At 34.5% G+C, this 26,798-nt stretch carries 26 protein-coding genes and 1 other RNA gene; 20 read left to right on the top strand and 7 right to left on the bottom strand.

Translation table 11 applies throughout. The features are described 5' to 3' along the window. Positions 1–424 precede the first annotated feature (424 nt). On the top strand, positions 425–1,081 hold the full coding sequence (locus K8B81_RS19360; RefSeq protein ID WP_223683195.1) for a 3-keto-disaccharide hydrolase: 657 nt from the start codon (positions 425–427) through the stop codon (positions 1,079–1,081). A gap of 87 nt (positions 1,082–1,168) precedes the next feature. Here the strand turns inward: K8B81_RS19360 and K8B81_RS19355 are convergent, their stop codons facing one another. Both K8B81_RS19355 and K8B81_RS19350 read right to left on the bottom strand, forming a co-directional pair. Further along, positions 1,169–4,792, bottom strand: coding sequence for a PAS domain-containing sensor histidine kinase (locus K8B81_RS19355; RefSeq protein WP_223683194.1), 3,624 nt, complete (start codon positions 4,790–4,792; stop codon positions 1,169–1,171). A 14-nt stretch (positions 4,793–4,806) separates the two neighbouring features. Then, positions 4,807–5,250 (bottom strand): response regulator, encoded by a 444-nt coding sequence (locus K8B81_RS19350; RefSeq protein ID WP_223683193.1) that lies wholly within the window; start codon positions 5,248–5,250, stop codon positions 4,807–4,809. Between the two features lie 253 nt (positions 5,251–5,503). Between K8B81_RS19350 and K8B81_RS19345 the strand changes: the two genes are divergently transcribed. Both K8B81_RS19345 and K8B81_RS19340 read left to right on the top strand, forming a co-directional pair. Continuing rightward, positions 5,504–6,544 carry an SDR family oxidoreductase gene (locus K8B81_RS19345; RefSeq protein WP_223683192.1) on the top strand — a complete coding sequence of 347 codons (1,041 nt, stop codon included), beginning with the start codon at positions 5,504–5,506 and terminating at the stop codon, positions 6,542–6,544. An 8-nt stretch (positions 6,545–6,552) separates the two neighbouring features. Further along, entirely contained in the window at positions 6,553–7,140 is a 588-nt protein-coding gene (locus K8B81_RS19340; RefSeq protein ID WP_223683191.1) for a Crp/Fnr family transcriptional regulator, read from the top strand. Between the two features lie 53 nt (positions 7,141–7,193). On the opposite strand, the gene K8B81_RS19335 is transcribed toward K8B81_RS19340, so the two are convergent. Further along, entirely contained in the window at positions 7,194–7,646 is a 453-nt protein-coding gene (locus K8B81_RS19335) for a response regulator (RefSeq protein WP_223683190.1), read from the bottom strand. Positions 7,647–7,649: 3 nt separating this feature from the next. Next, the gene (locus K8B81_RS19330) at positions 7,650–10,715 is read right to left on the bottom strand and encodes a PAS domain S-box protein (RefSeq protein WP_223683189.1); all 3,066 of its coding nucleotides are present in this window, start codon (positions 10,713–10,715) and stop codon (positions 7,650–7,652) included. A 210-nt stretch (positions 10,716–10,925) separates the two neighbouring features. Between K8B81_RS19330 and K8B81_RS19325 the strand changes: the two genes are divergently transcribed. From K8B81_RS19325 to K8B81_RS19265, 13 genes are all read left to right on the top strand, one after another. Then, positions 10,926–11,714 (top strand): SDR family NAD(P)-dependent oxidoreductase, encoded by a 789-nt coding sequence (locus tag K8B81_RS19325; RefSeq protein WP_223683188.1) that lies wholly within the window; start codon positions 10,926–10,928, stop codon positions 11,712–11,714. Positions 11,715–11,942: 228 nt separating this feature from the next. Then, positions 11,943–12,749: a phytanoyl-CoA dioxygenase family protein gene (locus tag K8B81_RS19320; protein WP_223683187.1), complete on the top strand. Its 807-nt coding sequence runs from the start codon at positions 11,943–11,945 to the stop codon at positions 12,747–12,749. Positions 12,750–12,903: 154 nt separating this feature from the next. Then, positions 12,904–13,590 (top strand): CDP-alcohol phosphatidyltransferase family protein, encoded by a 687-nt coding sequence (locus K8B81_RS19315; RefSeq protein ID WP_223683186.1) that lies wholly within the window; start codon positions 12,904–12,906, stop codon positions 13,588–13,590. After that, positions 13,590–14,021, top strand: a complete 432-nt coding sequence (locus K8B81_RS19310) for a GtrA family protein (RefSeq protein ID WP_223683185.1) — start codon at positions 13,590–13,592, stop codon at positions 14,019–14,021. Before K8B81_RS19315 ends, K8B81_RS19310 begins: the two co-directional genes overlap by 1 nt. 199 nt (positions 14,022–14,220) lie before the next feature. Beyond that, entirely contained in the window at positions 14,221–14,799 is a 579-nt protein-coding gene (locus tag K8B81_RS19305; RefSeq protein ID WP_223683184.1) for a DUF4833 domain-containing protein, read from the top strand. A gap of 283 nt (positions 14,800–15,082) precedes the next feature. Continuing rightward, positions 15,083–16,339 carry a tyrosine-type recombinase/integrase gene (locus K8B81_RS19300; protein ID WP_223683183.1) on the top strand — a complete coding sequence of 419 codons (1,257 nt, stop codon included), beginning with the start codon at positions 15,083–15,085 and terminating at the stop codon, positions 16,337–16,339. Between the two features lie 2 nt (positions 16,340–16,341). After that, a complete protein-coding gene (locus K8B81_RS19295; protein WP_223683182.1) occupies positions 16,342–16,941 on the top strand; it encodes a hypothetical protein in 600 nt (199 codons plus the stop codon). Between the two features lie 84 nt (positions 16,942–17,025). Next, positions 17,026–17,295, top strand: a complete 270-nt coding sequence (locus K8B81_RS19290; RefSeq protein ID WP_223683181.1) for a helix-turn-helix domain-containing protein — start codon at positions 17,026–17,028, stop codon at positions 17,293–17,295. A 4-nt stretch (positions 17,296–17,299) separates the two neighbouring features. Then, positions 17,300–19,552, top strand: coding sequence for a DUF3987 domain-containing protein (locus K8B81_RS19285; RefSeq protein WP_223683180.1), 2,253 nt, complete (start codon positions 17,300–17,302; stop codon positions 19,550–19,552). Between the two features lie 228 nt (positions 19,553–19,780). Continuing rightward, positions 19,781–20,071 (top strand): hypothetical protein, encoded by a 291-nt coding sequence (locus tag K8B81_RS19280; protein ID WP_223683179.1) that lies wholly within the window; start codon positions 19,781–19,783, stop codon positions 20,069–20,071. Between the two features lie 15 nt (positions 20,072–20,086). Beyond that, complete coding sequence (locus K8B81_RS19275) at positions 20,087–20,623, top strand: hypothetical protein (RefSeq protein WP_223683178.1); 537 nt, start codon at positions 20,087–20,089, stop codon at positions 20,621–20,623. A 15-nt stretch (positions 20,624–20,638) separates the two neighbouring features. Next, positions 20,639–20,926, top strand: coding sequence for a hypothetical protein (locus K8B81_RS19270; protein ID WP_223683177.1), 288 nt, complete (start codon positions 20,639–20,641; stop codon positions 20,924–20,926). Further along, positions 20,919–21,239: a hypothetical protein gene (locus tag K8B81_RS19265; RefSeq protein ID WP_223683176.1), complete on the top strand. Its 321-nt coding sequence runs from the start codon at positions 20,919–20,921 to the stop codon at positions 21,237–21,239. The genes K8B81_RS19270 and K8B81_RS19265 overlap by 8 nt, the downstream gene beginning before the upstream one ends. A gap of 30 nt (positions 21,240–21,269) precedes the next feature. On the opposite strand, the gene K8B81_RS19260 is transcribed toward K8B81_RS19265, so the two are convergent. After that, positions 21,270–21,497, bottom strand: a complete 228-nt coding sequence (locus tag K8B81_RS19260; protein WP_223683175.1) for a helix-turn-helix domain-containing protein — start codon at positions 21,495–21,497, stop codon at positions 21,270–21,272. Positions 21,498–21,585: 88 nt separating this feature from the next. Here K8B81_RS19260 and K8B81_RS19255 point away from each other — a divergent pair, with 88 nt between their 5' ends. Together K8B81_RS19255 and K8B81_RS19250 are read left to right on the top strand one after the other, a co-directional pair. Further along, complete coding sequence (locus tag K8B81_RS19255; RefSeq protein ID WP_223683174.1) at positions 21,586–22,032, top strand: hypothetical protein; 447 nt, start codon at positions 21,586–21,588, stop codon at positions 22,030–22,032. A 31-nt stretch (positions 22,033–22,063) separates the two neighbouring features. After that, positions 22,064–22,582, top strand: coding sequence for a hypothetical protein (locus tag K8B81_RS19250; RefSeq protein WP_223683173.1), 519 nt, complete (start codon positions 22,064–22,066; stop codon positions 22,580–22,582). Between the two features lie 130 nt (positions 22,583–22,712). On the opposite strand, the gene ssrA is transcribed toward K8B81_RS19250, so the two are convergent. Continuing rightward, positions 22,713–23,109: a transfer-messenger RNA gene (ssrA, locus tag K8B81_RS19245) on the bottom strand. Positions 23,110–23,175: 66 nt separating this feature from the next. Next, positions 23,176–24,378 (bottom strand): serine hydrolase domain-containing protein, encoded by a 1,203-nt coding sequence (locus K8B81_RS19240; protein ID WP_223683172.1) that lies wholly within the window; start codon positions 24,376–24,378, stop codon positions 23,176–23,178. A 239-nt stretch (positions 24,379–24,617) separates the two neighbouring features. Here K8B81_RS19240 and K8B81_RS19235 point away from each other — a divergent pair, with 239 nt between their 5' ends. Next, positions 24,618–25,820 carry an NAD(P)-dependent oxidoreductase gene (locus tag K8B81_RS19235; protein ID WP_223683171.1) on the top strand — a complete coding sequence of 401 codons (1,203 nt, stop codon included), beginning with the start codon at positions 24,618–24,620 and terminating at the stop codon, positions 25,818–25,820. Between the two features lie 81 nt (positions 25,821–25,901). Further along, positions 25,902–26,792, top strand: a complete 891-nt coding sequence (locus K8B81_RS19230; protein WP_223683170.1) for an alpha/beta hydrolase — start codon at positions 25,902–25,904, stop codon at positions 26,790–26,792. Positions 26,793–26,798 lie beyond the last annotated feature (6 nt).

Raw genomic sequence — 26,798 nt, 5'->3', positions numbered from 1 at the left:
GACTAATGCGCAGCTTAGTTCTTAACTAGCAAAGTCTAAAGTTCACCTCTGCTTTCCTTTGAATAAATTTAAAGTTTTTATCAAATCCAAAGTAAAGGCAAATGTCTCTGACTTTGCGCAATTTTTTTAATGTTACTATAATTCTAAATCTCTCAAAAGTCCCCCAACTTTTTTACAAAACGTTATTTAATTTACAGTACAAATTTTACAGAAATCCTTATTTAATTTATTGAACTAATTCAATCTTTTAGGAATAATTTATAAGCACGGTTCATGAAATATTTTTTTAAATAAAGTCTGTTTTTCAAATCACAAAATCAGTATTATTCTTTGAAAAAATTATAGGCCTTACCAAATCTAATAAATCTTGATTGCTTACTTTTACTGCATAATACCGAATCAATTTTGTTTTAAAATCCTCATTATGTTCCAAAAAATAACTTTTTCTTTAGCTTGTCTTTTTATTTTAAATTCATGTGCGGTTCAACAAAAAAGCCTGTCAGCAGATGACTGGTACGCTTTTACAAAAACCAGTACTGAAAGACAGCAGCCTTCAGAAGTTTATGAATTCTCAGATAACATGATTAGAATGTACGGTGAAACAAACAGTTATCTGATGTCTAAAAAAAGTTATAAAAATTTTGAACTGAGTTTGGAATACCGATGGAATACAGAAGAGAAATTTAAAAACAAGAATAAGAAAAACAGCGGTGTCATGTACAATATTCCTGCAGATTACCCTGATAAGATCTGGCCAAAAGGAATTCAGTTTCAAATTAAAGAAAATACTACCGGCGATTTTATCTTTTTAGATCAGGTAACTGCAAAAGTAAACGGAAAACTGATTGAGGCAGGCGCAAGCGTAACTTCTGCCAAATTTATTGAAAACGAAAAGCCTTATGGTGAATGGAATTCTATTGTAATCAAATCTTTCAACGGAAAAATTACACAATATTTGAATGGTAAACTAATAAACGAATGTACGGAAGCAACCGCAACAGAAGGTAAAATTTCTTTAAATTACGAAAGTTCACCTATTGATTTCAAAAATATTGTCATTAAAAATATATCTAAAGAGTAAACCTAGATTTTATATTTTCTGATTTCATTTTACTGTAGAATTCATAAGAAAAAAATACTCCAACAACTTTATTTTCAGAGCTTTATTCTATGTTTCATTTACAGGAATATAAATATCAAAAGTGGCACCTTTATTCTGTTCACCACTTGCAGTAATAAATCCGTTATGGTTTTCTACTATCTTTTTTACAATTGCCAGACCTATTCCAGTTCCTGTATATTCCAGTTTTCCGTGCAAACGCTGAAACACTTCAAATATCTTTGCACTATATTGCTGATCAAAACCAATACCGTTATCTGAGATGGTGATATGACAATAGTCAATAGTATCTTTTGCTTTTTTATTTCCCAGTGCTGATCCTTTAATTATTTCGCAACTAATTTTTATCACTGGGGAAATTTCCGGCTTAGCAAACTTAATTGAATTACTCACTAAATTATACAACAATTGCCTAAACTGAAAAGGAATAAGATCGACTTGAAAGGTATTGCCTTTTTCTATAACAGCTTTCTTAATTTCTAGTTCTTCTTTGAGGTCTTCTTCTACCTCATCTATAATCTTTGATAAATCTGTTTTTTCGAATATTCGTTCCTGAATATTCGTTCTGGAATAAGACAAGAGATCATTAATTAAAGTCTGCATTCGCTGAGCAGCATTCTGCATTCTTTGAAATTTGTCTTTTCCAAAATCTGATAAATTATCTGATTCCTTTTCTATAATCTGGGTAGCAAAAGTCTGTATTTTTCGAAGAGGTTCCTGTAAATCATGACTTGATATATAGGCAAACGACTGAAGTTCTTTATTCATCTGCTCCAGTTCAGCATTTTTCTGTTCGAGCTCCATTGCATTTTGTTTCAATTTGTCATTGGCTTGTTTTTTTTCTGTAAGGTCATGTGTCACTTTTGAAAAACCTATAACCTCCTTTTTTTTATTATGTACAGCCGTGATGACAACACTTGCCCAAAATAATGTCCCGTTTTTTCTAACACGCCATCCCTCATGGATTGCTTTGCCTTTCTCGCGGGCAATTTGAAGCACTTTGTGGGGAAGGTTATTTTTTCGGTCTTCTTCTGTGTAAAAAACAGAAAAAGATTGTCCTATAATTTCCTCACTCTTATATCCTTTAATCTTTTCGGCACCGATGTTCCAATTCTCCACAATCCCTTCATGATTCAAATACAAAATAGCATAGTCCTGAACTTCTTCAACCATTAAATGATAACGCTGCTCACTTTTTCTAAGTGATTCATTCATTAGGTTTAATTCCCTCGTGCGTGCATTAACCTGCTCTTCCAATTCATGAGCAAAAGCTTTATCGGCGTGGATATCTGTAAATGCCCCAACCCATTTAATGATTTCATTGTTTTCATTTCGAATAGGCTCGCCAATTACTGCATGCCATCTGTAAGTTCCGCTTTTACTTTTTATCCTTACATCAGCTCTGTACCTTTCACCTGTTGTTAAGGAATGGTGCCATATTTTTGTATTTTCCTCCAAATCTTCCGGGTGTATCATCTTTTCCCAACTGTCATCTTTTCCCGGATGTATCCCTGTATATTCAAACCATTTTCCTGAGGTAAATAAGGCATTCCCATTTTCATCGGTTTCCCAGATTAACTGTGGAAGACTTTCTGTTAAGGAGCGGAACCTTTTTTCGCTTTCTTCTATTGCCTCCTGATGTTTATTTTCGGCTGTAGTGTCCCTGATTGTACCGATCAGCTTTTCGGGATTACCATTTTCATCATAAAAAACTTTTCCTTTTCCTTCCATCCAGTGAATGGATTTATCTTCCCAAATCAAACGGGCTTCATAATTGAGACTTCCTGAAATGAGTGCTTCTTTAAAGGCCTTGTTTCTAATGTGCATATCATCCGGATGAAGATGTTCCAGCAGCTGTTCGTGTGTTAGATTAACATGCTCTTTATATCCACCAAGAATTTCGAGATATCTCTCGGAATAAAGGAGCTCTTTGGTCTTTACATTCAGTTCCCAGGTACCGAGTTCACTGGCTTCAACTATAATATTTAATCTCTCTTCATTCTGTTCTGTTTTTTTACGCGCCAGTACTTTTTCGCTTACTTCAGTAACAGTTACAATAATACCCGAAATAGTGCCATCTTCTTCTTTTAATGGATAATAAAGAAAGTCGAAATAAGAAATCTCCAGTTTCCCAAAACGGTTTAAGGGAACGGGTACTTCGTTTCCATGATATGGAATTCCCGTTCTTAAAACATTTTCCAGCAATGAACTCACTGTTGTTTCTACTTCGGGCAAAGATTCAAATAAAGGTTTGCCTACAAAAGTATTCTCTTTCTTATCTACTAATTTTAGATAGGCTTCATTGGCCATTTCTACAACATATTGATGTCCTCTCAGAATCGTAATTCCAACCGGAGCCTGCTTAACTGTATTTCTAAAGCGTTTATCTGCCTCTTCTATTTTTTTCTTGGCAAGATTCAAATCAGTCAAATCGACACCTGTATTCATCACCCCATATACATTTCCGTTCGTATCATACAATGGGGTAAAGCTGTAATTAAAGTAAAAAGTTTCTAATTTACCCTCTATTGTGAGATCTAACCTGGTATTTTTACTGTGAAAAGATTCCCCCGTTTCAAAAACAGTATTTAGCTGTTCAAAAACATGTTGATTTTCAAGTTCTGGCAGAATGTCTTTATATAATTTTCCTATTACATCATTTCCTTTTCCCCAAATATCCATAATAGACTGATTGGCGAGTTCGATGCGCATCTCTTTTCCAACATAAACACCAATAGGAAACGGTGCATTTTCTACTAATTGCCTTATTTTTTGTTCACTTTCCTCTACTTTAGAACGGGCTAAAACCTGTGCCGTTACTTCAATAGCAATTGCTACAACTCCGGAGATTTTTCCGTTTGGTCCTGTAAGCGCTTCATATAAGAAATTAACGTACCTGCTTTCTGTATTACCATTTCGAATTAATTGTACAAGCTGTTCATTCGCAACAAAATTTTTGCCTGTATTAAAAACATTATCTAAAATATCTTCTACTGCTTTTGATTGTGGTAAGACTTTAAAAATAGGCTGGTTTATTACTTTTTCAGCTGCGATACCCATTAACTGAATCATTTGTGTATTTGCAATTTCCACAATATGATCTTTGCCTCTAAACACACACATAGGCACAGGTGCCTGCATGATATTATTTATAAACCTTTCATTACTTTCCTTTAATGCTTCAGCTGCTTTTTTCTTTTCTGTAGTTTCGATTACGGTTACCAAAACACCACCTACTTCTCCATTTTCTTTTTTTATAGGACTGTAAGAAAAATCGAAATAACAATCTTCATCGAAACCATTCCTGTTTAACAACACCTTAAAATCAGGGAAACCAACAGCTTTCCCAATCATTACATCATGAAACATAGATCCTATCGTCTCCCAGATTTCTGAGAATGTTTTTTTTGAGCTTATTCCTAAAGCATCCGGATGTTTAGACGAACCCAAAATAGGACGAAAAGCATCATTGTACAACTGCGTGTAATCGCTGCCCCATGCAATATACATCCCAAAATTATTATTGAGCATTATCGATACTGCTGTGCGAAGACTTTGTGGCCAAGTATCAGGATTTCCTATGGATGTTTTACTCCAGTCTTTGGAGCGAATCAATTCTCCCATTTCTCCTCCATCAGCTAAAAAATAATATTCCTGATCAGTAAAAGCCATAGAAAAATGATTGATTAGGGTTGAAGAATAAATTGTTCTCTTTCAGGCTGTTTAAAGCTGCTTTCGGATGCTTTTGTGAGTGCATCTGAAATTACTTTTTTTAATTTTGAAAAATCACCGGGTTTACGAATATAGTGAGTCGCGCCCATGTCATAGAGCAAATCGACAATTTTACTATCGAGAGACGTTGAAAAAATAATGACAGGAATGTTTTTAAACTCCTCAATGTTCTTAATTTCTGCCAGACATTCATGTCCGTTTTTGCGTGGCATATTTAAATCAAGAAAAAGTATATCTGGTAAATTAGCTGCGTTTTCCAAATGATGCATAAGCTCTACTCCATCATGAACTGTTTCAAGTGTTGCAGAAAGCGAAAGCTCATCAAGTGCTTCCTTAAAAAAAATACAATCATCATCATCATCGTCAGCTAATAGAAGATTGTAAATCTGTTTGTTCATTTTATGGAGGATAAATTAATTATTTGATGGTCATTTTTTCGAACCGCACCGGTATATTATTTTTTTTAAAATAAATCCAAATTAAAACTTTTCATAACAGCTAAGATAAAACTAATTTTAATATAAGCTGTCAATGCCTTACTGTAAATTAACACTTACTCTATATTTTATCTATACTTTCTATTTCTTACCAAATGGTAATTGCTGCCCGGAAATCGGTTGGTAATTTTGTGTTAATCAAAATCAATTAAAAATGGAACATAATTTCATCAATAAAAGAGTTTTGCTTACTGGGATATCAGGCTTTCTTGGTTTACATACAGCTATTCAATTACTAAACAAAGGCTACAAAGTGACCGGTACGGTACGGAATTTAAGCAGGGCTAACGAATTAAAAACAATAATTCAAAAACATACTCCACATATTGCGCATTTGAACATTGTGGAAGCTGATTTAAATGCAGAAACCAAATGGAAGGAAGTAACCAAAAATATAGATTTTATACAGCATATTGCATCTCCGTTTCCTCGTGTACTGCCAAAACATGAATCTGAGCTAATTGATCCTGCCAAAAATGGTATGCTTAGTATCCTAAAGTATGCCTCTGTAAATAATGTTAAACGCGTTGTAGTTACATCATCTATTGCAGCTGTGGTATATGGTAAAAATAAAAATGAACTCCATACCACTTTTACTGAAAATGACTGGACGAATGAATCCAATAAAAAAGATTCGACTCCTTATTTCAGAAGCAAAACTATCGCAGAAAAGGCTGCATGGGAATTTATTAAGACAGATCAGTCCGGGTTAGAATTGGTGACCGTTTTGCCAGGCGCAATCTTAGGTCCGGTTTTAGAAGAAGACTTTGGAACTTCAGCAAATATTGTAATCAAAACTATTGATGGCAGTATGCCTGCAATTCCAAAAATTGGAGTTGATATAATTGATGTAAAGTCTGTAGCCGATTTATTGATTAAAGCCATGGAATTGCCACAGGCTAATCAACAACGCTATTTTGCATCTTCGGGATACTTATCATTCAGGGATATTGCTAAAATTTTAAAAAAAGAATATCCTGACAGAAAAATTCCATCCCGTGAAATACCTGATTTTTTTGTTAAATTGCTATCCATTTTTGAAACAGCCCTCAAGCCTATATTAATTGATTTAGGAGAAAAGAGAAAAATAGACAGATCTAAAGCTTTAAAAGAACTAAACTGGAAGCCGTTGCCAATGGAAGATGCTATTTTATCCTGTGCCAAAAGTGTTATAGAATTAGGTATCGTAAAATAACCTTTTATATGGAAAAATTAAAATCGGTCTTAGGTTTCGGAAGCATACTTGCTGACCATGATATTGAAGCAATTTCGATTTTATTTGAAAAAAAATATTTCAAAGCGAATGAAATGATTCAGAATTTGGATAAAATCACAAGTAGAGTTGGTTTTGTTGATGAGGGAATCGTTAGGGTTTACACTAATGGTAAAGATGATTTGGAAGTTACTAAATATTTTGTCCGTGAAAATCAGTTTTTTGTAGATCTGGAAAGCTACAATTGTTCCCTGCCTTCTAAAGATGCTTTTCAGGCGGTTGTCAGCACATCTGTTTTTTTTCTGTCTAAAACTACGATAGATCAATTGACAGAAAGAATCCCTAACTTTTATATTTACCTCAAAACTTTAACAGAAGCACATCTTTTAAACAAAATAAAAGACAATGATTTTTTAAATTATGGCAATGCAAAAACTAAATATTTAGAATTTATCAACGGTTATCCTATGCTCGCACAAAATGTACCTCAGCAGTATATCGCCTCTTATTTAAAGATTACACCTCAGTCGCTAAGCAGACTAAGAAATCAAATTGTAAAAAGAGATAAATCCATATAATTAAAGCCTTTGTTATGTCCCGGCATTAATCTGCGTTTTCTGGAGAAATACCTTTAAAATCCAAAAATAGTACTGAATCCTTTTTTTTGAAGATTCATGATAGCATCCTGCAAACCGGTTTCAAGGTTTTCAGCAATTGAATGTAAAATATGCTTTAAATCAGCATAACTATTGGGCTTTACAAAATAACCAATCGCACCCAGACTGAAAGCAGTCTCAATATCATTTTTATGTGAAGATGTCGAAATCATAATAACAGGAACATTTCTGTATTGCTTATCCTTTTTTAATAACTGCAAACATTCCCAGCCATTCATTACAGGCATATTGAGATCTAGAAAAATAAGTTTCGGACTTTCATCTAGTTCAGCAAGTAAATTTAACGCTTCTATTCCATTAGATGCTGTGTAATATAAGATTTGTTTATCTATATCTGCCAATGCCTCACAAAACATTTCGGTGTCATCGGTGTCGTCATCTGCTAGTAAAATTATTTTATTATTCATTTTTTAAATATCATTTTCTTTTTGTAGTAATGGAAGTGTAATAATAAACGTAGCCCCTAAGCCAATGCTGCCTGTTGCAGTTATGTTTCCATCATGTCTCTCAGCTATCTTTTTACAAAGTGACAATCCTAAACCTGTACCTTCATATTTGTCTTTAGAATTTAAACGCGTAAAAGTGTCAAATATTTGCTCTGCCTGATTTGGCTCAAAACCAATTCCATTATCAGACAACGTGATTACAGCAGATTTTCTGCCATTTTCAATAACAATTTTAGAAAGTATGGTTATTTGTGGTGGTGCATCTACTTTAGCAAATTTGATAGAATTATTGATAAGATTATAAAAAAGCTGATAAATCAATACAAATGCTCCCTCCAGAGATGGCAAATCATGGTAATGGATTCTACCTCCTGTTTTTTGCAAGGAAACCTCGAGATCGGTTTCAATGTTTTTGATGACTTCATTTAAATCAATCAATGTGGGTTTTTGCAAATCGGCATTAATTTTAGAGTATGCAAGCACACCGTCAATCATGCTGAACATTCGATCTGTTGCAACATGTATCCTTTCGATATATCGCAATGCTGCTTCGTCCAATTTGCCCTGAAGCTGGTCCTCCAGACGACTGGTAAACGTTTTTATCTTACGTACCGGTTCCTTTAGGTCATGAGAAGCTACATGGGCAAACTGCTGCAGGTCCTGATTTGAGCGTTGTAATTCTTTTGTGCGCTCAGCAACGAGACTCTCCAGTTTTTCAGTAATGGTTTTTTGTTCATGTATGTCTGTACAGGTTCCAAACCATTTTTTTATTACTCCCGCCTTATCTATAATAGGCAACGCCTTACTTAAAAACCAACGGTATTCTCCTGTTTTTCCATTTCTCAGACGAAGTTCTAACTTATAAGGATTTCCACTCTGAATACTTTTATACCATAAATCTACTACAATTGGCGCATCATCGGGGTGCATTAGGGGAATCCAGCTAGCGTCTCCAAATTCATTTTCATCAAAATCGGTATATTCAAACCAGCGTTTGTTATAATAATCAACAAAACCGTCTGGCTCACTTGTCCAGATGATTTGCGGTACCAGGTTAGCAAGCTTTCTGAATTTTTCTTCGCTTTCTTTAATAATTTCCTGTACCTCTTTTTGTGCCGTAATATCAGTTGCAGAGCCAAACCATTCAATAATATTACCTTGTTCATCCAATACAGGTATGGCTCGTGAAAAAGTCCAGCTCATCGAGCCATCTGAGTTTAACACCCGATGTTCCAGTTCTACTATACTTTTCTTTGCTATAGCCTCATTTGTAGCTTTTTCAACCTTTTCCTGATCATTAAGATGAATATATTTATCCCTCCAATTTAAAATGGGTTCGCTAATCTCAGAAAGCACTCCCCTTTGTTCCAGATTCCACATCACAGACCAGTCTGCATTCATTCGATATACCACATCAGATGAAGCATTTACCAAAGCCCGAAAACGATTCTCGCTCTCTTCAAGTTTTTTTCGGGCTCTAACCTGTTCGGTAACATCAATGGCGGTCTGAATCATACCTGTTATCAGGCCTTGTTCAATTAACGGCCTATAAGCAAGATTATAATAATAGTCTTTTATTTCTCCTGTCCTGTTGTGAGGAACCAAAACTTCACTTTGATAAAAAGGAATTCCTTTATTATAAACATTCCTAACCTGAGTCCACACATATTGGCCTTGCAATTCCGGTAAAACATCAATTAAAGGCTTCCCAATAATTTCTTCACCACGGCCAATCATTTCAAGCATGTGTTGATTAATTTGTTCTATTACCAGATCATCGCCCTTTAAAACCAGTGTCGGGCAAGGAGTCTGATCAATCATAGATCTTAACCGGCTCTCGCTGTCTTCTAACTTTTTTCGGGAAAGCACTTTGTCCGTTACATCCATAGCCATGTGCAACACTGCCGAACTTTCATCAGTTTCTTTAATAAGATCATACGAGAAATTAAAATAACGACGTTCAAGTTTCCCGTTAATCATTAAATCAACAGGTTGTTCATCTCCCCTGAACGGTATTCCCGTTTCCTGAACATCAATAACAGTCTGTATTGCAGGCTGACCTGCAAGTTCAGGTAATGTTTCCAGCATTTTTTTTCCCAGTACTTCTTCTTCCGTTTTTTTATTCATGAACTTCAGCATAGGCTTGTTTATGCTTTCAACAACAACATCCCTTCCTTTAGAAAGTAACATAGCTATTGGCGCCTGTTCAATCATGTTACGAAAGCGTGTTTCACTTTGCTGGAGCTTTTCCTCCGCCTTCTTTATATCCGTAATATCCCGGGTTGTTCCCGAAACAGCTTCGACTGTACCGTTTTCATTAATAACAGGAGTAAGAATGTAGTCATAGACACGGCTGCCTAATTCTGCATGCGGAAACGAAACTGTTCCCCTTATTGTTTTTTTATTGGCAACAATTTCATCAATTTCCCTTTCATGCATTTGTGCATGCCACTCTTCATAACCATTTTCACGTAATCCGAAGCCGATAGCGTTTTCAGCAGATTTGCCCCACATTTTAAGCAAGGCTTTATTGGCATATGTAAAATTGTAGTTTAAATCGAAAACATACACCAGGTCAGGCGTATTGTTTGTAATAGAATCGTAAAGTCTTTTTTGTTTTTCTGCTTTATCCAGTGCTTCACTAAGGGCTGTTTCAGACTGTTTACTTTCGGTAATATCATCCGTTGTGACCACTAATATTTCATGCTGCTTTACAGCAGTAAAACAAAACCAATATTTTATACCCCCTATTTCATATGAAGTTTCAAATTTGGCTGTAATTCCGGTTTCTGCTGCCTCAATAAATTTAGTAAGGATACCAGTCTCTTTTATCATAGGAAAAACATTGCTGCATGACTTTCCTTTATAGTCTGTGTCTTCAACCCAATTAAGGATGTAATTATTGAGTAGCAGAATTGAAAAGTCTTCAATCTTACCTATGCTGTCATAAAGAGACTCTAATACTGCTATACCGTTTGATACGGAGTTAAAAACGGCCTGAAAAAGATCTTTGTTTTCTGTTAATTTCATGGATGCATTTTATGACTGACTACAGGTGTTCATTTTTATTACTTTTTGTACTATCAGTCATAACGATTTAATATGAAAGAAAAAAAGCGTCTTCATAGCTAAAATATAAAAAAAAGCACAAATATACAATGCCAGTAAACAAGATAAATGCGAACATTTATATAGCGTTACGTATAATTAATCTTTACATTTGATACTCAAATTATAAAAATGAGCGAAAAAACGAAACCGTATGCCTTAATTACCGGTGCCAGCAAAGGCATTGGAAAATCTATTGCTTATGAATTGGCCAAACAGGGTTATCCATTATTGCTTATTGCTAGAAGTGCCGAGGAATTAAAAGCATTATCTGATGACCTTGAGTTTAAATATGAGATCAACGCTCCTATTTTATCGATTGATCTTTCGATAAAGGATGCCTCGCTAAAAGTAACCGATTGGATAAAAACAAATAACTATCCGGTTGGCATTTTAGTGAACAATGCCGGTTATGGAGTGTGGGGCGATTTTAGTCGGTCTGCCCTAACCGATCAGCTTGGCATGATGCAGCTTAACATGAATGTAGTGGTAGAACTTTCACATTCATTAATACCAATACTTTCACAAGAAAAAAAAGCCTATATTTTAAATATATGTAGTACTGCTGCTTACCAGGCTGTACCTACGCTGGCTGTTTATTCGGCTACAAAGGCTTTTGTTTTATCGTTTACCCGTGCTTTGCGTTTTGAACTTTCCCAAACTTCAATTTCAGTAACCTGTTTTAGTCCGGGGCCGGTTGCTACTGGTTTTGCTGATAGAGCTGGTTTAAGCGCTCTTAATAAAATGGCTGAAAAGTTTAATATGCAGCCTGATGAAGTGGCAAAAATGGCAATTAAAGCCATGTTCAGCAAAAAATCTGAAGTTATTCCGGGGATTACCAATATCATTTCGGTTTATGCCAATCGCATACTACCAAAGGCTTTCATCGAAAAAACAGCGGCCGGAATTTATAAAATTTAATTTTTTTTCAAAAAAGTAAAAAAACATTTGATTGTTAAATAAAAATTATATTATCTTTGCTTTAAACTCTACTAACTCGATAGAATATGTATAATAAAAGAAATATGTTTAATTTCCCTAAAAGCCAAATGGCCGCAAACATGCGAATGTGTTGTTGCTGTTGTTGCTGTTGCTAACTTTTAGATAAAATTTCAAACTTATTATTTCATTTATTAAATATAATTTATCATGGTATCTTCTTATAAAACATTTACCCTTGCTAATCAATTAACTGACGAGCAAATCAACTTTTTTAACCAACATGGTTTTATCCACTTCAAAAAATTTATAACTCCCGAAACTGTTTCATCCATCATTGATGCCTCGAAAGAAGTACAGCAAAAATGGATTGACAATAACCTTGAAAAAGTAAATGGTGTTCCGATTAAATATGGAAAAGATTTAGATGGATCCCCTATTGTACAGCGTTTTGCCTTTATCAATCAGCATCATCAAACCTTAAGCGGTCTTTTACTTGATCCAAGATTTGATGGTTTATTACCATTGGCAGGTGAAGGCGCAAGATTAGGTACTGAAGAAAAAGACGGAATGGTTTTCAATCATTACATTAACGGACCGGAAAGTAAGTTTGCAAAAATGGGCTGGCATACCGATGGTTTGAGAGATATTTTTTATGGTGCAAAATTAAACCCGATGCTCAATGTGGGTATTCACTTAAGCACTTTAAAACCTGAAAATGGCGGGCTTAAAATCATTCCAGGTACACATAAGCAAAGTATTTATCAAATGCTTTTTCGTAAAAAGTACTTCTTAGATCATAAAGCCGATCCAGAGGAAATTTCCATCAGTCCGGAAGCTGGGGATTTAACCATTCACGATGGCCGTTTGTGGCACAGAGTGGCAGAATCATCTATCCGTGGCGAAGAAAGCAGAAGAAGGGTTATTTACATTCCAATTATAGCCGGAAAATATGCTCCTAAAGACGAGAACAGCCCAACGGTTTTTTATCAACGTTTTGCGGGTATTGTTAAATAATTATGCTGTTTATTATCGCATTTAGTTACCTGGTTAGATCAGGTAAGCTAAAACGTACCACCGATTTTTTTAAAAATACTCAAAGAAAAATAAAATTAAAAATTGTTAAACTAGAGTTGGCTATAGTATCTGGCTTACAAATATTGAGCAATTAATGGGGAAAGAAACACAGATTGAAGGTAATACAGCAATTGTGCAAAGAACATTTTCAGACCGCAAGCGAACTAATATCTTAAAAAGTGCAGAACAGGCAACGATTGCATTTTTGCTACCAAAGGTGCCCAAATTTATTTCGCCAAACGTACTCACATTAATTGGTACGCTTGGTTCCGGACTTATTTTTTTAGCTTTTGTTTTGGGTACTTATGTAACAAACTGGTATTTGCTTCTCGGAATTATTGGATTGATTATAAATTGGTTAGGTGATTCTTTGGATGGAAGACTGGCTTATTACAGAAATATTCCGCGTCGTTGGTATGGTTTTGCACTTGACATTATTGCCGATTGGATTGGTATTGTATTGATAGGCTTTGGCTACTACATTTATGCTCAAAACGGAACACAAATAGTGGCCTTTGCTTTTGTCGCATTGTATGGCTGGTCGATCATCATCAGCCAGTTACGCTATAAAATTACAAATGAATACAGTATAGATTCCGGCTTCGTAGGCCCAACAGAACTTCGGTTTATTATTGCTTTCATTTTAATTACAGAAGTTTTATATCCGGGATCAATCGCCTATTCCGCTGGATTAATCACTATTTTATTATTGGCAATCAATATTATAGACAGTATTAAACTTTTAAAATTGGGTGATTTAAAAGATAAAAGCCAAGACTAATGTTTAAGAAAAAAGCGATTTTCACTTTTCTAAAAGCACAAGTTGCAGCATTTTTAGGCGGTATTACTGATTATGCCTTAATGGTTTTATTGACAGAAGTATTCAAATTGCATTTTACCTTTTCTATTCTAATCTCCGGAACCATTGGCGCCATTATCAATTTCAGCATCAATAGATTTTGGGTATTTAAAAACCAATCCGGTTATAGCGGCCACATCAATAGTCAGCTTTTCAAATTTGCATTGGTTGTATTGGGAAGCATTTCACTAAAATCACTTGGTACGCTTATTTTCCAAAAAGTATTTCAAATCGATTATAGAATTGGAAGATTAATCACGGATCTTTTTGTTTCTTATGGTTTTAATTATCCGCTGATCAAATATTGGGTTTTTAAGACAAACGACAAACAAAATGTAATCCAATCAAATTAATTCGTGTAGTCCAAAATAATAATTTAACACATAGAAACATAGGTTTTATATTCCTAATAAGAATATTTCAAGAAAATAGTTTCTAACACATAGCTACTATGTTTTTAAAACAAGTGAAACGCCTTTTTTAAGCGCCCTAAATTCTATGTGCCTATGTGTTTAAAATAATCGAACCGACAGGTTATATAAATATTTCGTTATGAATAAATTATCACTTAAATATTTTACAAAATCAATAATCGTTATAACGATTTTAATAAATATACTTTCAGAGGATCTATTGGCACAATCCAAAAATCCGTCGCCATTACATTTCCCAACGCCTAAGAACATAGATAATATGCTATTTTACGTTCAGCGGGACCCGAATATAAACACTGCCATTTATGCCTTAAATTACCAGGAAAACGGAAAAATAAACAATAGCAATCCTATAAAAGCGTATTGGATTCGATATGCTGAGAAAGGAGAAAAAAAAGATTTTAATTATATTCAACGCAAATTTGGATATGGAATAGAAAGTAAAACGGTAAATAATGAGGAGTTTGAGCTTCAGTTTGTCTCATATAAAAAGTTATCCTTAACTTTAAAAAAGACAGATTCAGATCAAAAATATCATGTTTTTGTAACTGTAAACCAGAAAAAAATTCAGGTAGAAAAAATATTTGTACGCATTGAAGGAGGTTCTTTTTGGCTTCCAAATGTAAAGTATGCCGAAGTTACCGGAATTGATGGTTCTTCAAATAAAACGATTACTGAAAGAATAGTATTGAAATAGATAACCATATACCTGGATAAACTAAAAAAGGCAGAAAAACAATATGTTTTTCTGCCTTTTTGTGGAGTCGCCGGTTCTTGAACTTCTTATATTTTATTTTGTTGTTAATTAATATTTAGCCCTATAAAAGCCTTATAAACAAAGGAATGTTTATATTTGTTATAAGAAAGCAATTATAACGAATTATAACAAAAACGGCAACAAAAACGGCAACTGGACGTTTTTTTAACTAAAAACGGCAACGAAAACAGCAACGATTTTTTAGCCTTAAAACATTCCAAATATGAAGTACACTTTCAAACTCAAAGAACCCAATTCAGAGAAAGAAACATTAATTCTATTTACTTGTAATTTCAAAGACGAGAATAAAAAGTTTGTTTACTCAACTGGAGAAAATATACTTCCAAAGCATTGGGATAAGGGGAATAAATTTCCGTTTATTTCCGGGAGCAGAAAGGCAAAGACAGCCGAAACAATCAAACAGCAATTAAACCGCTATTCAGATTTGCTTATTGAAACAGATAGTTTATATAAAAGGATTGATGAAAAGTTAACTTCAACGACTTTAAAAAAAGTTTTTGATGAGGAATTTAAAAAAACCGTTACTGGGAAGAATGTTTTTTTCGATGCTTTTGACGAGTTTATGGCTGAAAAGAAAAAAGGACAAACGTGGGCAAAGGCTACCATAATGCGATATGACAATATTAAGAATATTCTCGAAAACTTTGAGAAAGCCAAAAAGTACAAACTCACTTACAGCCGGATAAACAAAACGTTTCACAACGAATTTACGTCTTACTGCATGGGGGATTTGAAGCATATTAATAACACTTATGCAAGAAACTTAACTTTGTTTAAATCTTTTATGTACTGGTCGGTTGAAAAGAGGTATACTTTCAATAATGCGTTTATCGGGTTTAAGAAAGTGCCAAAAGTTATTACGAATCAAATTGCACTTACTATTGACGACCTTAATAAATTGATGCAACACAAATTTACAACCGAAAGTTTGGAGCGTGTGAGGGATGTTTTTGTGTTCGCTTGCGTTACCGGTATGCGTTTTGGCGAATTGTCCTTAATTTCAAAAAGCAATGTTTCTGACAAGTATATTACACTTAAAGAGGACAAAGACGAAACAAAGGAGGCTAGGGAAATCCCATTAACCAGCCTGTCGAAATACATTTTATTGAAGTATGATTACAAATTACCACTTATTGCGAACCAAAAGCAAAACAAGTACATCAAAGATTGTTTTCAAGAAATGGAGTACACTAGCAAAGTACAAAAGATAACCACGAAGGGGAAAGAAAATATCAAAGAGGAAATGTTTTTTTATGACCGGATCAGCACTCACACAGCTCGCCGAACATTTATTACTATGATGAAAAGGCAAGGGAAAAGCGATAAATTAATTGCTTCAATAACAGGGCATAATGACATGAAAACATTAAACCAGTATTACCAAGTCAATGACGATGAGAAAAAAGAAGCAATGGACGAGGTTTTTAATGTTGAAATCCCGTTAAAGAAAATTATTTGATTATGACAAACGAGCAACATAATATAGCTTTAAACGAGTTCATTGATAAAAACCCACGTGCAGACGAGATGTTTTATATTGATTATCAAATAGGAGTTTTACAAGATGTTTTACAAGACACCATAAAAACAGCAGATTTTGCGGAGGGAGAATATTTGGACGGCAAGGAATTAATAAACGGTAGTTTGATAACGACCAGAATGGGAACGGCTTCCGATTATTTTGATTTTAAAGAATGGTTAGTTTTTTTGCAAAAGAAAAAAGAAGCTCTTAAAGATTCACAAAGGGAGCATTTTAACAAAGGGCTGAAAAGTGCAATTTCTGAAAATAAAAAGTCTGGACTTACTTCGGAGGAGCAAGCTTTAAAAATGTTTTATGAGGGTAAAACGAATGTAACTAGAGTGAATGACGGCAATTCATTGTATAATAAATTTACAAAATGGTCGGATCGTAGTAATAGAATCGCAAACGACGGTTCAGACCGGCAGTTACAAAATAAAATCAAAAGGTTTGAAAATGTTATTAGAGTTTTAGATGATAAATTCAAACCGAAGGCGATAGATGAGCTTAAAATACTTAAATCTTATTTGATTAAATACTAACTACTTACAAAAGAGTAACCAGTTATAACCAGTTACCGTCAAGCCTTATTTATAATCTTTGTTAAACTTAAAAGTACAAAGATTATGAGCAATCCATTTGAATCAATTGACCAAAGATTAAGCAATATCGAAAACTTACTTCTCGATATTAAGCACCCACCACAAAAAGAAGAAAATAGACTTCTATCAGTAAAAGAAGTAGCCAAATTTGCGGGCTGTAGCGAAATATCCATTCGTAACTACATAAAGGAGGGTAAAATCAAAGCCAAAACGATAGGCCGCCGCATTTTTGTTGAGCAAAGCCAATTTGAAAAAGGGCTATCGGAGGTTAAATCTTTGAAGTATAAAAGATAGGGTTATGGTTCAGTCAAACCATAACCCCGATAATCACGACCACAGAGATAGTTTTAAATTCTCTTATTTCAATACTGTAAAATCAGTTAAAAAACTGAAAGACATTTACATAAATGAATATTTAGCAATCGTAAGCAATCCAGCGAGAGAATCCGAAGCTGTAAAGTTGAGAGCGTTACCCCTTGCCGATTACAGAAAAGCCAAATTATTGCAGCCTTGCATTACTGGAAGCGGAACGACTAGAAGCAGTAGAAAGATCGAGATTAAAAACGGTTTAGCAGTGGTTGATTTCGACGAATTACCAAACAGTTATACCAATTGGGATGAATTTAAAAGCGACCTTGAAAGCGACCCTTTTACTTTTATCACTCATTTTTCGTTAAGTGGTCGTGGTTTGTGTGTATTCGTGAAAGTACCAATTGAAAACAACTTCAAAGAAACCTATTTTTCATTGGCTGAATATTATGATTTCATGAATGGGGCAAAAATTGATTTTCTTGCCGATGAAACCCGGATGAGGTTTATATCTTACGACCCAGAACCATACTACAACCCCAAAGCCTCAATTTACACAGATACTTTGCAAGGTGAGCCAAAGGAAACCGAACAAAGACCAGGATCAACAAACGACTTTGATTTATTGTATAAATATTCGGATGAACCAGCAACAGCTTTTAATAATAGCGGTTTGGTTGGTTTGGAAATAATCAACGAAATATTAACCGCTTTGGGCTATACCATTACTGACGGCAAAAAGCCCGGAATCTATGAGTACCAGCGTCCGGGCGGTTCTTTAAAATCGATCGTGGCATTTTATAACCAAGATATTGTAAAATTCGAGGTTTTCAGTTCAAATACTGGATTACTCAAGCAGAAATACAACCTTTACGACTTATACAGGGAGTTGAAAGGATTTTCAGATTATGAAGCCAGCAAGGAACTGGCCAGACTTGGATTTGGCAAATTTATTGAAAGCAGTAAAAACCCGTTTCCTATCCAAGTTTTACCCCCGATTTTTAGGGATTACACCATTAACCTAAACGAATCAGTAAACTACCCTATTGATTACACGGCAACGTCTTTACTGGTTGCAATAGCTACCGCAGCAGGGGCAAATTTTAAGGTTTTGGTAAAAGCTGGTTGGATTGAACGAGGTTCTTTGTTTGCCTGCCTAATTGGAAACGCTGGAGCTAATAAAACACACCCGATTAACGCGGTATTTGCGCCGATCAAAGCAATAGACAAAGAGAGTCATCAGGAATTTGAATTTCAATTTGAAATGTATTCCAGCTATGAAAAATTATCGAAAAAGGATAAAGAGCTAATGGAAAGCGTACTTAAACCTATCTTAAAAAAGAGTGTGTTAAGCAATTTTACTACTGAAATTTTATTTAAAAGGTTATCGGAAAACGAGAGAGGTTGCACAGTTGTATCGGATGAGCTTATTAGTTTCCTTGAAGGTATGAACAATTATAGTAAGTCGGATCAGATAGGTTTTTATTTAAGTGTTTGGAGTAATCAAAGTACAACTATAGACCGTGTTGGGAGTCCAATCCCTTTGTTTATAGCCAACCCTTATTTAAGCATCATTGGCGGATTGCAACCGCGAGCCTTAAACAAAGCTTTTCCAGTAGATAAATTGAATAACGGATTTTATCAGAGATTCTTATTCGCTTTTCCGGATAGTTCCCTAAAACAGCCTATCAATGACAATGAAGCAAATGAAGAATTGGCAGAGGATTACGAAAGATTTATTAAAGGCCTTTATGAAGTTGACGAACCCCGAACACTTACTTTTTCAGTAGAGGCAAAAAGGTTCTTTTATGAATGGCAAAGTGATAATTGCGATAAAGTGAACCAGCACCAAAATTCTATAAAAGGGGAAATTCTATCAAAATTCGATAACCACTTTGTAAGGCTTGCTTTATTGGTTCAGATAATGAGCGACCCAAATAGTACAGAAATCGAAATGGTATCCGTGGAAGCCTCAAAATTGCTTTGTGAATATTATTTAACATGTTCGAGCAAAGTGCTGGCAAAAATTCAAAATACTGAAAGTTATCTTTTGACTTTACCAACTGCCAAACAGGGCTTTTTTAATTCATTGGGTGCAGTGTTTACCACGTCGGAAGCCGTTGAGGTCGGAGAGGAAAACGGACTTAATGAAAAGGCTGTAAAGAGGCTTTTAAATGATGTGCTGCTTTTCAAGAAAATAAAACATGGCGAATATCAAAAAATATCTGTTTCAAACAATTAGAAAAGGACAAAAGGACAGAAAGGACATAGGACAAAGTAAAATGACATAATACCATATTCATTTATAAGTATTTTTAAAACATATAACTACCTAATTACTAAGTGTTTGTAAGGTAAAATCACAAAGAAGATAATTTACATATAACCTTGTTCTTATTTTACCCTTTGTCCTTTCTGTCCTTTCGTCCTTTTCATTTAAAAAAATTATTAATCAATTAAATTAAATATTATGAATTCACAAAAAAGAAAAAGTTTGATAATGGAGTTAATCCCATTTTTGAACCAATTGCAAAACACTTATGCTGAGAATGAAACCTTTCAAATTGTAGCGGTTGTTAGAATGCCGATCACGTTTAGGGATTTAATGGCTTTAAGCGATACAGAACTGGAAGAGCTGGAAAAATTAATGCTAAGTGCAAAAGCTGCAAAGCGGACAGAGAGAGGTAACACCCAGTATATGAAAAACATGCCAAATTACAATTTAGTACACGAAACAGGAAAAAATTATAAAATAAAATAAAATAAATAAACAATTATGAAAAATAGAATCTTATTAGACGAGAACAAAGAAGCTGCAAATGAATTAATTACTTATCACCAGTTAAAGGTCAGTAACGGGCATAAGCTTATTTCTATGCTAGACCGCATAGGCTTAACACTTACACACGTATCAGATTGGTATTTAGAAGTAGAGCAGCACCTTTCAAAGCAATTCCCTAATGCGTCGGTAACCTTCAATGTTGAAGCTGCAGGACTAAAATCGGAATATGAAGAAGCCGAAGCCTTTTATTTAAAAAATAGGTATAATATGAGCTTTGAACCATTTACCGAAGATCAAGCGGAAAATATTAGAGAGCAGGCCCGACTTTATGCGGAGGGCGCAGGACAAATTGAAGCCCATAAACATTTTACTTCGGTAGTGGAGAGCTTAACAAGACTTAAAGAGCTTGGGATTAGGATTGATATTGATGAGGCTTATCGTCTTAGTCCTGTCTTTGCCGGAGGCAATAGGTTTGAGTCTTTGCGCCTGGTCCCAAAAGAATTAAATGCTGTTTTAATGAAACTAAAATAGTTAGAATTTAGAGTTATGAATAACACCGGGAAAAAATATGGTGGAAGGGTCAAGGGGTCAAAGAACCTCTTGACAAATTCCAGTAAGGAAATAGTAAAGAGTATAATCGAAAAAGAATTAGATAAGTTGCCGGAGCTATTGGCTAATCTAACACCAGCCGAGAGGGTTACCGCCCTTATTAAAATGCTTCCTTTCGTCTTACCAAAACAATCCGAATTAAGTATAGAGGCACCAATACACCAATTGCGACCAATAAGTCTAACGCTAATTGAAGAACCGTTAAAAATTGAAGGAAATGACTAAAAAGAAAATAACCTCATTGGACACACTGGAAAAGTTAGTACTGAATCCTAAAATATCCAAAGCAGATAAATACCAAGTATTCTCACAGGCTTTAGAAAGTTTCCCGATTATATTTATTGAAATCGTCTTGGATGATGATGAATCCCGAAACGGGATTGAGGATAAGGATAACACCTTAATACCTCAAATGCTAAAAATACTCGCTGAAATTAGGAATAATCCAGCAGCAAAACACTATTCGGGACTTTCTGTCATGCGAAACGATACCGAAAGGGTTAGTCCAGCAGATGCAATAATTGATTTTAGAGAATAAAAGCAAAACCGTTTAGACATGAGCGGTTTTTTATTTAGAAGGAAAATCTAATAAATCTTTAAGTTCTAATTCTAAAGCATTGGCAATTTTTATTAACGTTTTCAGAGTTGGGTTTATTTCGGCCCTTTCAATTCTCCCAATTTGTCTTTTAGGGATGTTACAGTCATTTGCTAAGTCTTGTTGGCTGAGATTTTTTACTTCTCTCAGTTGTCTTACTCTGCTGCCTAGTTTTACGAAAAAAGTCCCTTCTGAAATCATATTCAAAAGTCATAATATTTTTTTTTCACATGAGGACTTTAATGTCCTTAATTGCTGTATATTTGAATAAATTTTAAAATCTATAAAAATGAAAAAACTACTTTTAGCATTATTTTTGGTATTTTCTGTGGTAAATACAAATGGCCAAGTAAAAAAAGAACAAAGAGAAAAACCAACAAAAGAAATAAAAATATCTCCAATGGGTAATTTTTTTGCCTCAGCTGATATTTTTGAGGACAAAGTAATTTTATCTTTTGAAAGTACTAACCAGTTTGCAGAGACGGATACATTTACTGTTTCGAAAGATACTTATAAACAAATGTTTGAAACTATATCAAAAGATAATTTTGAAAAGGAGGATGTTTATAATGTGGAAACAATAGATGGTTCTATTGTGAAAATTATGTTTAGAAAACAAATGATGTGCTATAACGGCTACGTAGCATTATTTCTTAAAAATGGGGAGCCTAATATTCTGAACAAAAGTACAGTTATGAGTAAAAGTCAAATGAGAAAACTATTCGATGTAAAATAGTTATATTTAATGGTGAATTAAAAACTTAAATATGAAAAGAATTATTTTACAGGCGATATTGTTGGCGATATTTTGCTCTTGCTCTAAATATTCTGAGCAAGTAAAAGTTGTTAAGAAAGATACGGAGAAAAATTTATCCGAAATCGAAAAGAGTGATATAAAATATACTTGTTTTGAAATGTCTGATCGGAAAGCATACAACGAAATAACAAATTTTGATTTAATGAAGTTGCAGAAAGCCGAGAAGGACTATAATGATATTCTGTTGGAATTTAAATTAGGTAAATATCGGAGTGATCCATTAGATGAGATGTCAGATGCTGAATTGATAAACTATGAAAAGAAGTTCAATTACAGTAGGCCTTTTTCTGATAGAGTAAAAGCTTCAATGAAAAAGTACTCAAATGATGTAAAAGAACTTGCTAAGCTAAAAGGTGAAAAGATTTATTATAAAGTTGAGGTTCTTAAAACTAATACAGACACAATTATTTATCGGAATGTTTATTTAGATAATCAGAATAAAATTATTTATACCATGGCTTTCAAGTAATAATCAAAAACCGACACTATAAATGTAGTCGGTTTTTTTATGCTTTAGAAAGTTATTAACAGAGGTGAACGGCAACTAAAATGGCAACTGTAAAAATAAAAGCCTCACAATCAATTGATTACAAGGCTTTTTGTGGAGTCGCCGGGAATCGAACCCGGGTCCAAACAAGCAACTAAAGAGCTTTCTACACGCTTATTTCCTGATTAGATTTTCGATGTTGAGCAAGGCCAGAAACAGCCACTCAACACTTATCTTCTTAATTTTCGAAATCCACCCGAAGCTCATGGAAATCTAGGTTTATTTTTACGGTTCCCCTAAACAGAACGCCACAAACCAAGGCTTTCAAGGAGAATCCAGCTTCCCTACCTTGTAGGGACGTGGCTAATCGTACTATAATTCAGATTATGCAGCTAAAGCGTAGTTATTTTCGCCGTGTAAAAGTGTGAGATCTTATATTTACGAGCAAGGTCTCAATGCTCGACGTGCTTACTTTTCAATTCGACTTGCTGTCAAAACCAGTCGACCCCAAAAATGAGTTTGCAAATTTATACTATTTGCAGTTACTTTTTATTAAAATTTTCAGAAAAATTCTGTTATTCTTCATCTTTAAACTGAAAAGGGTAATCTCCAAAAATAGGAGCCAGTTTACGGACTGCATACGTATTTCTTGTCATTTTATTGGATAGGGCAATTATCGTTACGCCTTCTTTCATAAGTGGAATATAAGAAGAGGTGTTTCCGTGCCACCAACCGTTATGAAAGTAAAAGTTCTGACCAGTTTCCCAATTGATCATTCTAATTCCGAGACCATAATTTTTAGTACCTTTTCGTTCATTACTCTGTCCGGTGTAAACTTCTTTTAACAAAGCCGGTTTTAAAAAGTTGGGCGCATTTCTGGCTCTGTCAAATTTTAAAAGATCACGTACCGTCGAAAAGATATTTTTATCGCCATAAACGTTATCCAAATAATCGAAACCAATTTCTACCCCATTTCCTTTGTATGAGGGAACAATGTTTTTTCTCTCTTTATCATCATCAAAAACATACGTATGCGTCATTCCAAGAGGTTTGAAAATCATTTGGGACATGGCTTCTTTGTACGTTAGACCAGTTATTTTTTCAATAATAAGGGCCAGCATGGCATAATTGGTATTGCAATACGCGAAGCGGGTACCGACTCTTGACTCCATACCTATGTTTTTGGTCGCCAGAATATCTAAAATATCTTTGTTCGTAAGCTGGTTATGTCTGTCCCAAACCGATTTATCCCTGTCTGTGAAATAGGCGTAATTTCGCATTCCGCTGCGATGGCACAATAACATTCGAACCGTACATTCTTCGTAAGGGAAAGTTTTTAAAATGGTATTTACTTTTTGATCCAGGCCAAGCTTCCCTAGATTGATTAATTTTAAAACAGCAGTTGCAGTCAGTACCTTACTTACCGATGCAATTTGTACCGGTGTATCTGGAGTAATCTTTGTACCTTCATTTTTATTGGCAAAACCGTTATATCTTTCAAAAATAATCTGACCATTTTTTGCAACCAGAAAACTTCCGTTCATACTGTTGTTTGGCCAGTTTTTATTGTAAAAATGATTGATTCGCCCTTTAACGGAGTTAACATAGGCGGCAGTTATTTTTTTTTCCGGTCCCATCGGAACCATTTTACCTAATGTATCTTTTTCTTTTACAGCTTCATTATCACTGCTATTTTTATCTTTTCCACAGGAACTTAAAACTAAAATTGAAAAAAGTATTTGTGGTATATTTGCTTTTTTAAGGAAACTCATTTTCATTATTCTTTAAAAACAAATATATAGAATTCAATATTTATGATTAAAGATTTTAGACGACGAAAAATCTCAAAATTAACATACGATTAACAACTTTTTTAGCCAGCTTATTGTACATCAGACCTTAAGGATTCATAATCATTAAAAATAAGAAAAGTGCAACAAAATTTTAACTATATTTGTTATATTTAAAACAAAATAAACCAAAAAAGTTACATTATTAAATATCAAAAATCCTTTAAATGAAATTCGGAATTATAAAAGAAAGAAAAAATCCACCTGACAGACGTGTTGTCTTTTCACCTGATGCATTAGCTCAATTAAAGCAGCTTTATCCAGAGGCCTCTGTAACTGTAGAAAGCTCAGATATTAGAGTTTTTTCTGATTTACAATACAAAAGTATGGGTATCAATGTTGCTGATGATGTTTCGGATTGTGATATTTTATTTGGAGTAAAAGAAGTTCCGGTTGAAAATTTAATTCCGAATAAATCTTATTTTTTCTTTTCACACACGATAAAAAAGCAGCCTCACAACAGAAAACTTTTACAGGCCGTATTAGAAAAAAATATCACTTTATATGATCACGAAACGATTGTTGATGAACATAACCGCCGATTAATAGGGTTTGGTAAATACGCCGGAATGGTTGGCGTTTACAATGCAATTCGTGCGTTCGGAATAAAATTTGAATTATTCAAGCTTACGAAAGCAGAAACCCTTTCGGGAAAAGATGCGCTGATCACACATTTGAAAAGAATTACCCTGCCTCCTTTAAAATTTGTACTCACCGGAACCGGAAAAGTAGGAAGTGGTGCGCAGGAAATTTTGAAAGCAATCAAAGTAAAGGAAGTTACTGTAGAAAATTATCTATCCAAAAATTATACCCAATCCGTTTATGTACAGCTTGATGCCTTAGAATACAACAAAAGAACTGACGGGCAGCTTCTTGACTTTACAGATTTTACCCAACATCCGGAAGAATATATTTCTGATTTTGAAAAATTTACTAAAGTGAGCGATATTTATATAGCAGGACATTTTTACGGAAATAATGCACCAATGATCCTGACTCAGGAAATGCTGAATGCCAAAGATTGTAAAATAAGAGTTGTAGCCGATGTTTCTTGCGATGTAAACGGTCCTATTGCCAGTACGCTTCGTTCTTCAACCATTGCAGAACCTTTGTATGGTTATCTACCTTCAGAAAATAAAGAAGTGGATATTTTTCATCCAGCCGCAATTGTAGTGATGGCAGTTGATAATTTGCCTTGCGAAATTCCAAAAGACGCCAGCGAAGGTTTTGGAGAACAGTTTATGGAACATGTTATTCCGGCTTTCTTCAATAAAGACAAAGACGGAATTCTGGAGCGTGCTAAAATTACAGAGAATGGCAAATTGACAGAGCGGTTTAGTTATTTACAGGATTATGTTGATGGGAATTAATTAATTTTAATTTGTGTTGCTTATTAATTTGTAACTATTTTTAACACACTTAAAATAACATATTTACTATCAACGACCAACATGAAAAAACTCATCCTTACATTTTCAATTTCATTATTACTAAACGGTATTCACTTATTTGCACAAACCAATCCGGAGACTCCTTTGTATCCAAACGGTATTGAAAAAAATCCGGTAACACATCCCAATCCTGAAAAGGTAGTAGATTCTGTCATTAATCCGATGTCATTATCTCATAAAAATAGGGTAATCAGTAATATTTCGGTTCCAACCTATCAATTATTCCCAGCTTCAGAATCGAATAACAAACATATTGGAGTAGTAATTTTTCCTGGTGGAGGCTTTACCACGAACTGGGTTGACAAAGAAGGAACTGACCTTGCAATTTGGCTTTCAGGACAAGGGATCAATTGTATGGTGGTAAAATACAGAACCAACAGAAAAGATGAAAAAGGAGAGATGATTATTCCAATGGATGATTATAAAGGAGCCATTTATCAGGATGCGAGAACAGGAATTTTAAAAATGAAAGAACTGGCAGAAAGCCTGAAAATAGACAAAGATAAAATCGGAATTTTGGGCTTTTCAGCAGGAGGATGGTTAAGCGAACGCATTATCATAAAATCTACCGAAACCAAAGAAGCAGTAGACTGGAAACCGGCTTTTGCTGCTTTAATTTACCATGGTAATACACTAAGTAATTTTAAACGAATTGACAACGTTCAGGCCTTACCTCCTATTTTTATGGCGATTGCCCGCGATGATAAAAAAATGCCTGTAAAAGAAATTATTCCGGGGCTGGCTGCCATTGCTGCAGAAGTAAAAAAATCAGAATTACATATCTATTCAAAAGGTGATCACGGTTTTGGACTGGCTTACGATAAAGGTCATTCGGTTTCAAAATGGAAAGACAGTTTTTATGACTGGTTATTGGATATTCATGATAAGTAAAACATA

The organism is Flavobacterium hibisci, assembly GCF_020026925.1.
Lineage (GTDB): Bacteria > Bacteroidota > Bacteroidia > Flavobacteriales > Flavobacteriaceae > Flavobacterium > Flavobacterium hibisci.
Note: the sequence above shows the minus strand (reverse complement) of the source record. Positions and strands in the feature narration are given on the sequence as shown.

Bases quoted from the DNA above. Each gene is read 5' to 3' on its own strand.
- K8B81_RS19350 (WP_223683193.1), bottom strand. From the start codon at position 5,250: ATGAACAAACAGATTTACAATCTTCTATTAGCTGACGATGATGATGAT.
- K8B81_RS19335 (WP_223683190.1), bottom strand. From the start codon at position 7,646: ATGAATAATAAAATAATTTTACTAGCAGATGACGACACCGATGACACC.
- K8B81_RS19320 (WP_223683187.1), top strand. From the start codon at position 11,943: ATGGTATCTTCTTATAAAACATTTACCCTTGCTAATCAATTAACTGAC.
- K8B81_RS19230 (WP_223683170.1), top strand. From the start codon at position 25,902: ATGAAAAAACTCATCCTTACATTTTCAATTTCATTATTACTAAACGGT.
- K8B81_RS19330 (WP_223683189.1), bottom strand. From the start codon at position 10,715: ATGAAATTAACAGAAAACAAAGATCTTTTTCAGGCCGTTTTTAACTCC.
- K8B81_RS19310 (WP_223683185.1), top strand. From the start codon at position 13,590: ATGTTTAAGAAAAAAGCGATTTTCACTTTTCTAAAAGCACAAGTTGCA.
- K8B81_RS19290 (WP_223683181.1), top strand. From the start codon at position 17,026: ATGAGCAATCCATTTGAATCAATTGACCAAAGATTAAGCAATATCGAA.
- K8B81_RS19250 (WP_223683173.1), top strand. From the start codon at position 22,064: ATGAAAAGAATTATTTTACAGGCGATATTGTTGGCGATATTTTGCTCT.
- K8B81_RS19305 (WP_223683184.1), top strand. From the start codon at position 14,221: ATGAATAAATTATCACTTAAATATTTTACAAAATCAATAATCGTTATA.
- K8B81_RS19345 (WP_223683192.1), top strand. From the start codon at position 5,504: ATGGAACATAATTTCATCAATAAAAGAGTTTTGCTTACTGGGATATCA.
- K8B81_RS19340 (WP_223683191.1), top strand. From the start codon at position 6,553: ATGGAAAAATTAAAATCGGTCTTAGGTTTCGGAAGCATACTTGCTGAC.
- K8B81_RS19300 (WP_223683183.1), top strand. From the start codon at position 15,083: ATGAAGTACACTTTCAAACTCAAAGAACCCAATTCAGAGAAAGAAACA.
- K8B81_RS19260 (WP_223683175.1), bottom strand. From the start codon at position 21,497: ATGATTTCAGAAGGGACTTTTTTCGTAAAACTAGGCAGCAGAGTAAGA.
- K8B81_RS19355 (WP_223683194.1), bottom strand. From the start codon at position 4,792: ATGGCTTTTACTGATCAGGAATATTATTTTTTAGCTGATGGAGGAGAA.
- K8B81_RS19255 (WP_223683174.1), top strand. From the start codon at position 21,586: ATGAAAAAACTACTTTTAGCATTATTTTTGGTATTTTCTGTGGTAAAT.
- K8B81_RS19240 (WP_223683172.1), bottom strand. From the start codon at position 24,378: ATGAAAATGAGTTTCCTTAAAAAAGCAAATATACCACAAATACTTTTT.
- K8B81_RS19265 (WP_223683176.1), top strand. From the start codon at position 20,919: ATGACTAAAAAGAAAATAACCTCATTGGACACACTGGAAAAGTTAGTA.
- K8B81_RS19280 (WP_223683179.1), top strand. From the start codon at position 19,781: ATGAATTCACAAAAAAGAAAAAGTTTGATAATGGAGTTAATCCCATTT.
- K8B81_RS19295 (WP_223683182.1), top strand. From the start codon at position 16,342: ATGACAAACGAGCAACATAATATAGCTTTAAACGAGTTCATTGATAAA.
- K8B81_RS19325 (WP_223683188.1), top strand. From the start codon at position 10,926: ATGAGCGAAAAAACGAAACCGTATGCCTTAATTACCGGTGCCAGCAAA.
- K8B81_RS19235 (WP_223683171.1), top strand. From the start codon at position 24,618: ATGAAATTCGGAATTATAAAAGAAAGAAAAAATCCACCTGACAGACGT.
- K8B81_RS19360 (WP_223683195.1), top strand. From the start codon at position 425: ATGTTCCAAAAAATAACTTTTTCTTTAGCTTGTCTTTTTATTTTAAAT.
- K8B81_RS19315 (WP_223683186.1), top strand. From the start codon at position 12,904: ATGGGGAAAGAAACACAGATTGAAGGTAATACAGCAATTGTGCAAAGA.
- K8B81_RS19285 (WP_223683180.1), top strand. From the start codon at position 17,300: ATGGTTCAGTCAAACCATAACCCCGATAATCACGACCACAGAGATAGT.
- K8B81_RS19275 (WP_223683178.1), top strand. From the start codon at position 20,087: ATGAAAAATAGAATCTTATTAGACGAGAACAAAGAAGCTGCAAATGAA.
- K8B81_RS19270 (WP_223683177.1), top strand. From the start codon at position 20,639: ATGAATAACACCGGGAAAAAATATGGTGGAAGGGTCAAGGGGTCAAAG.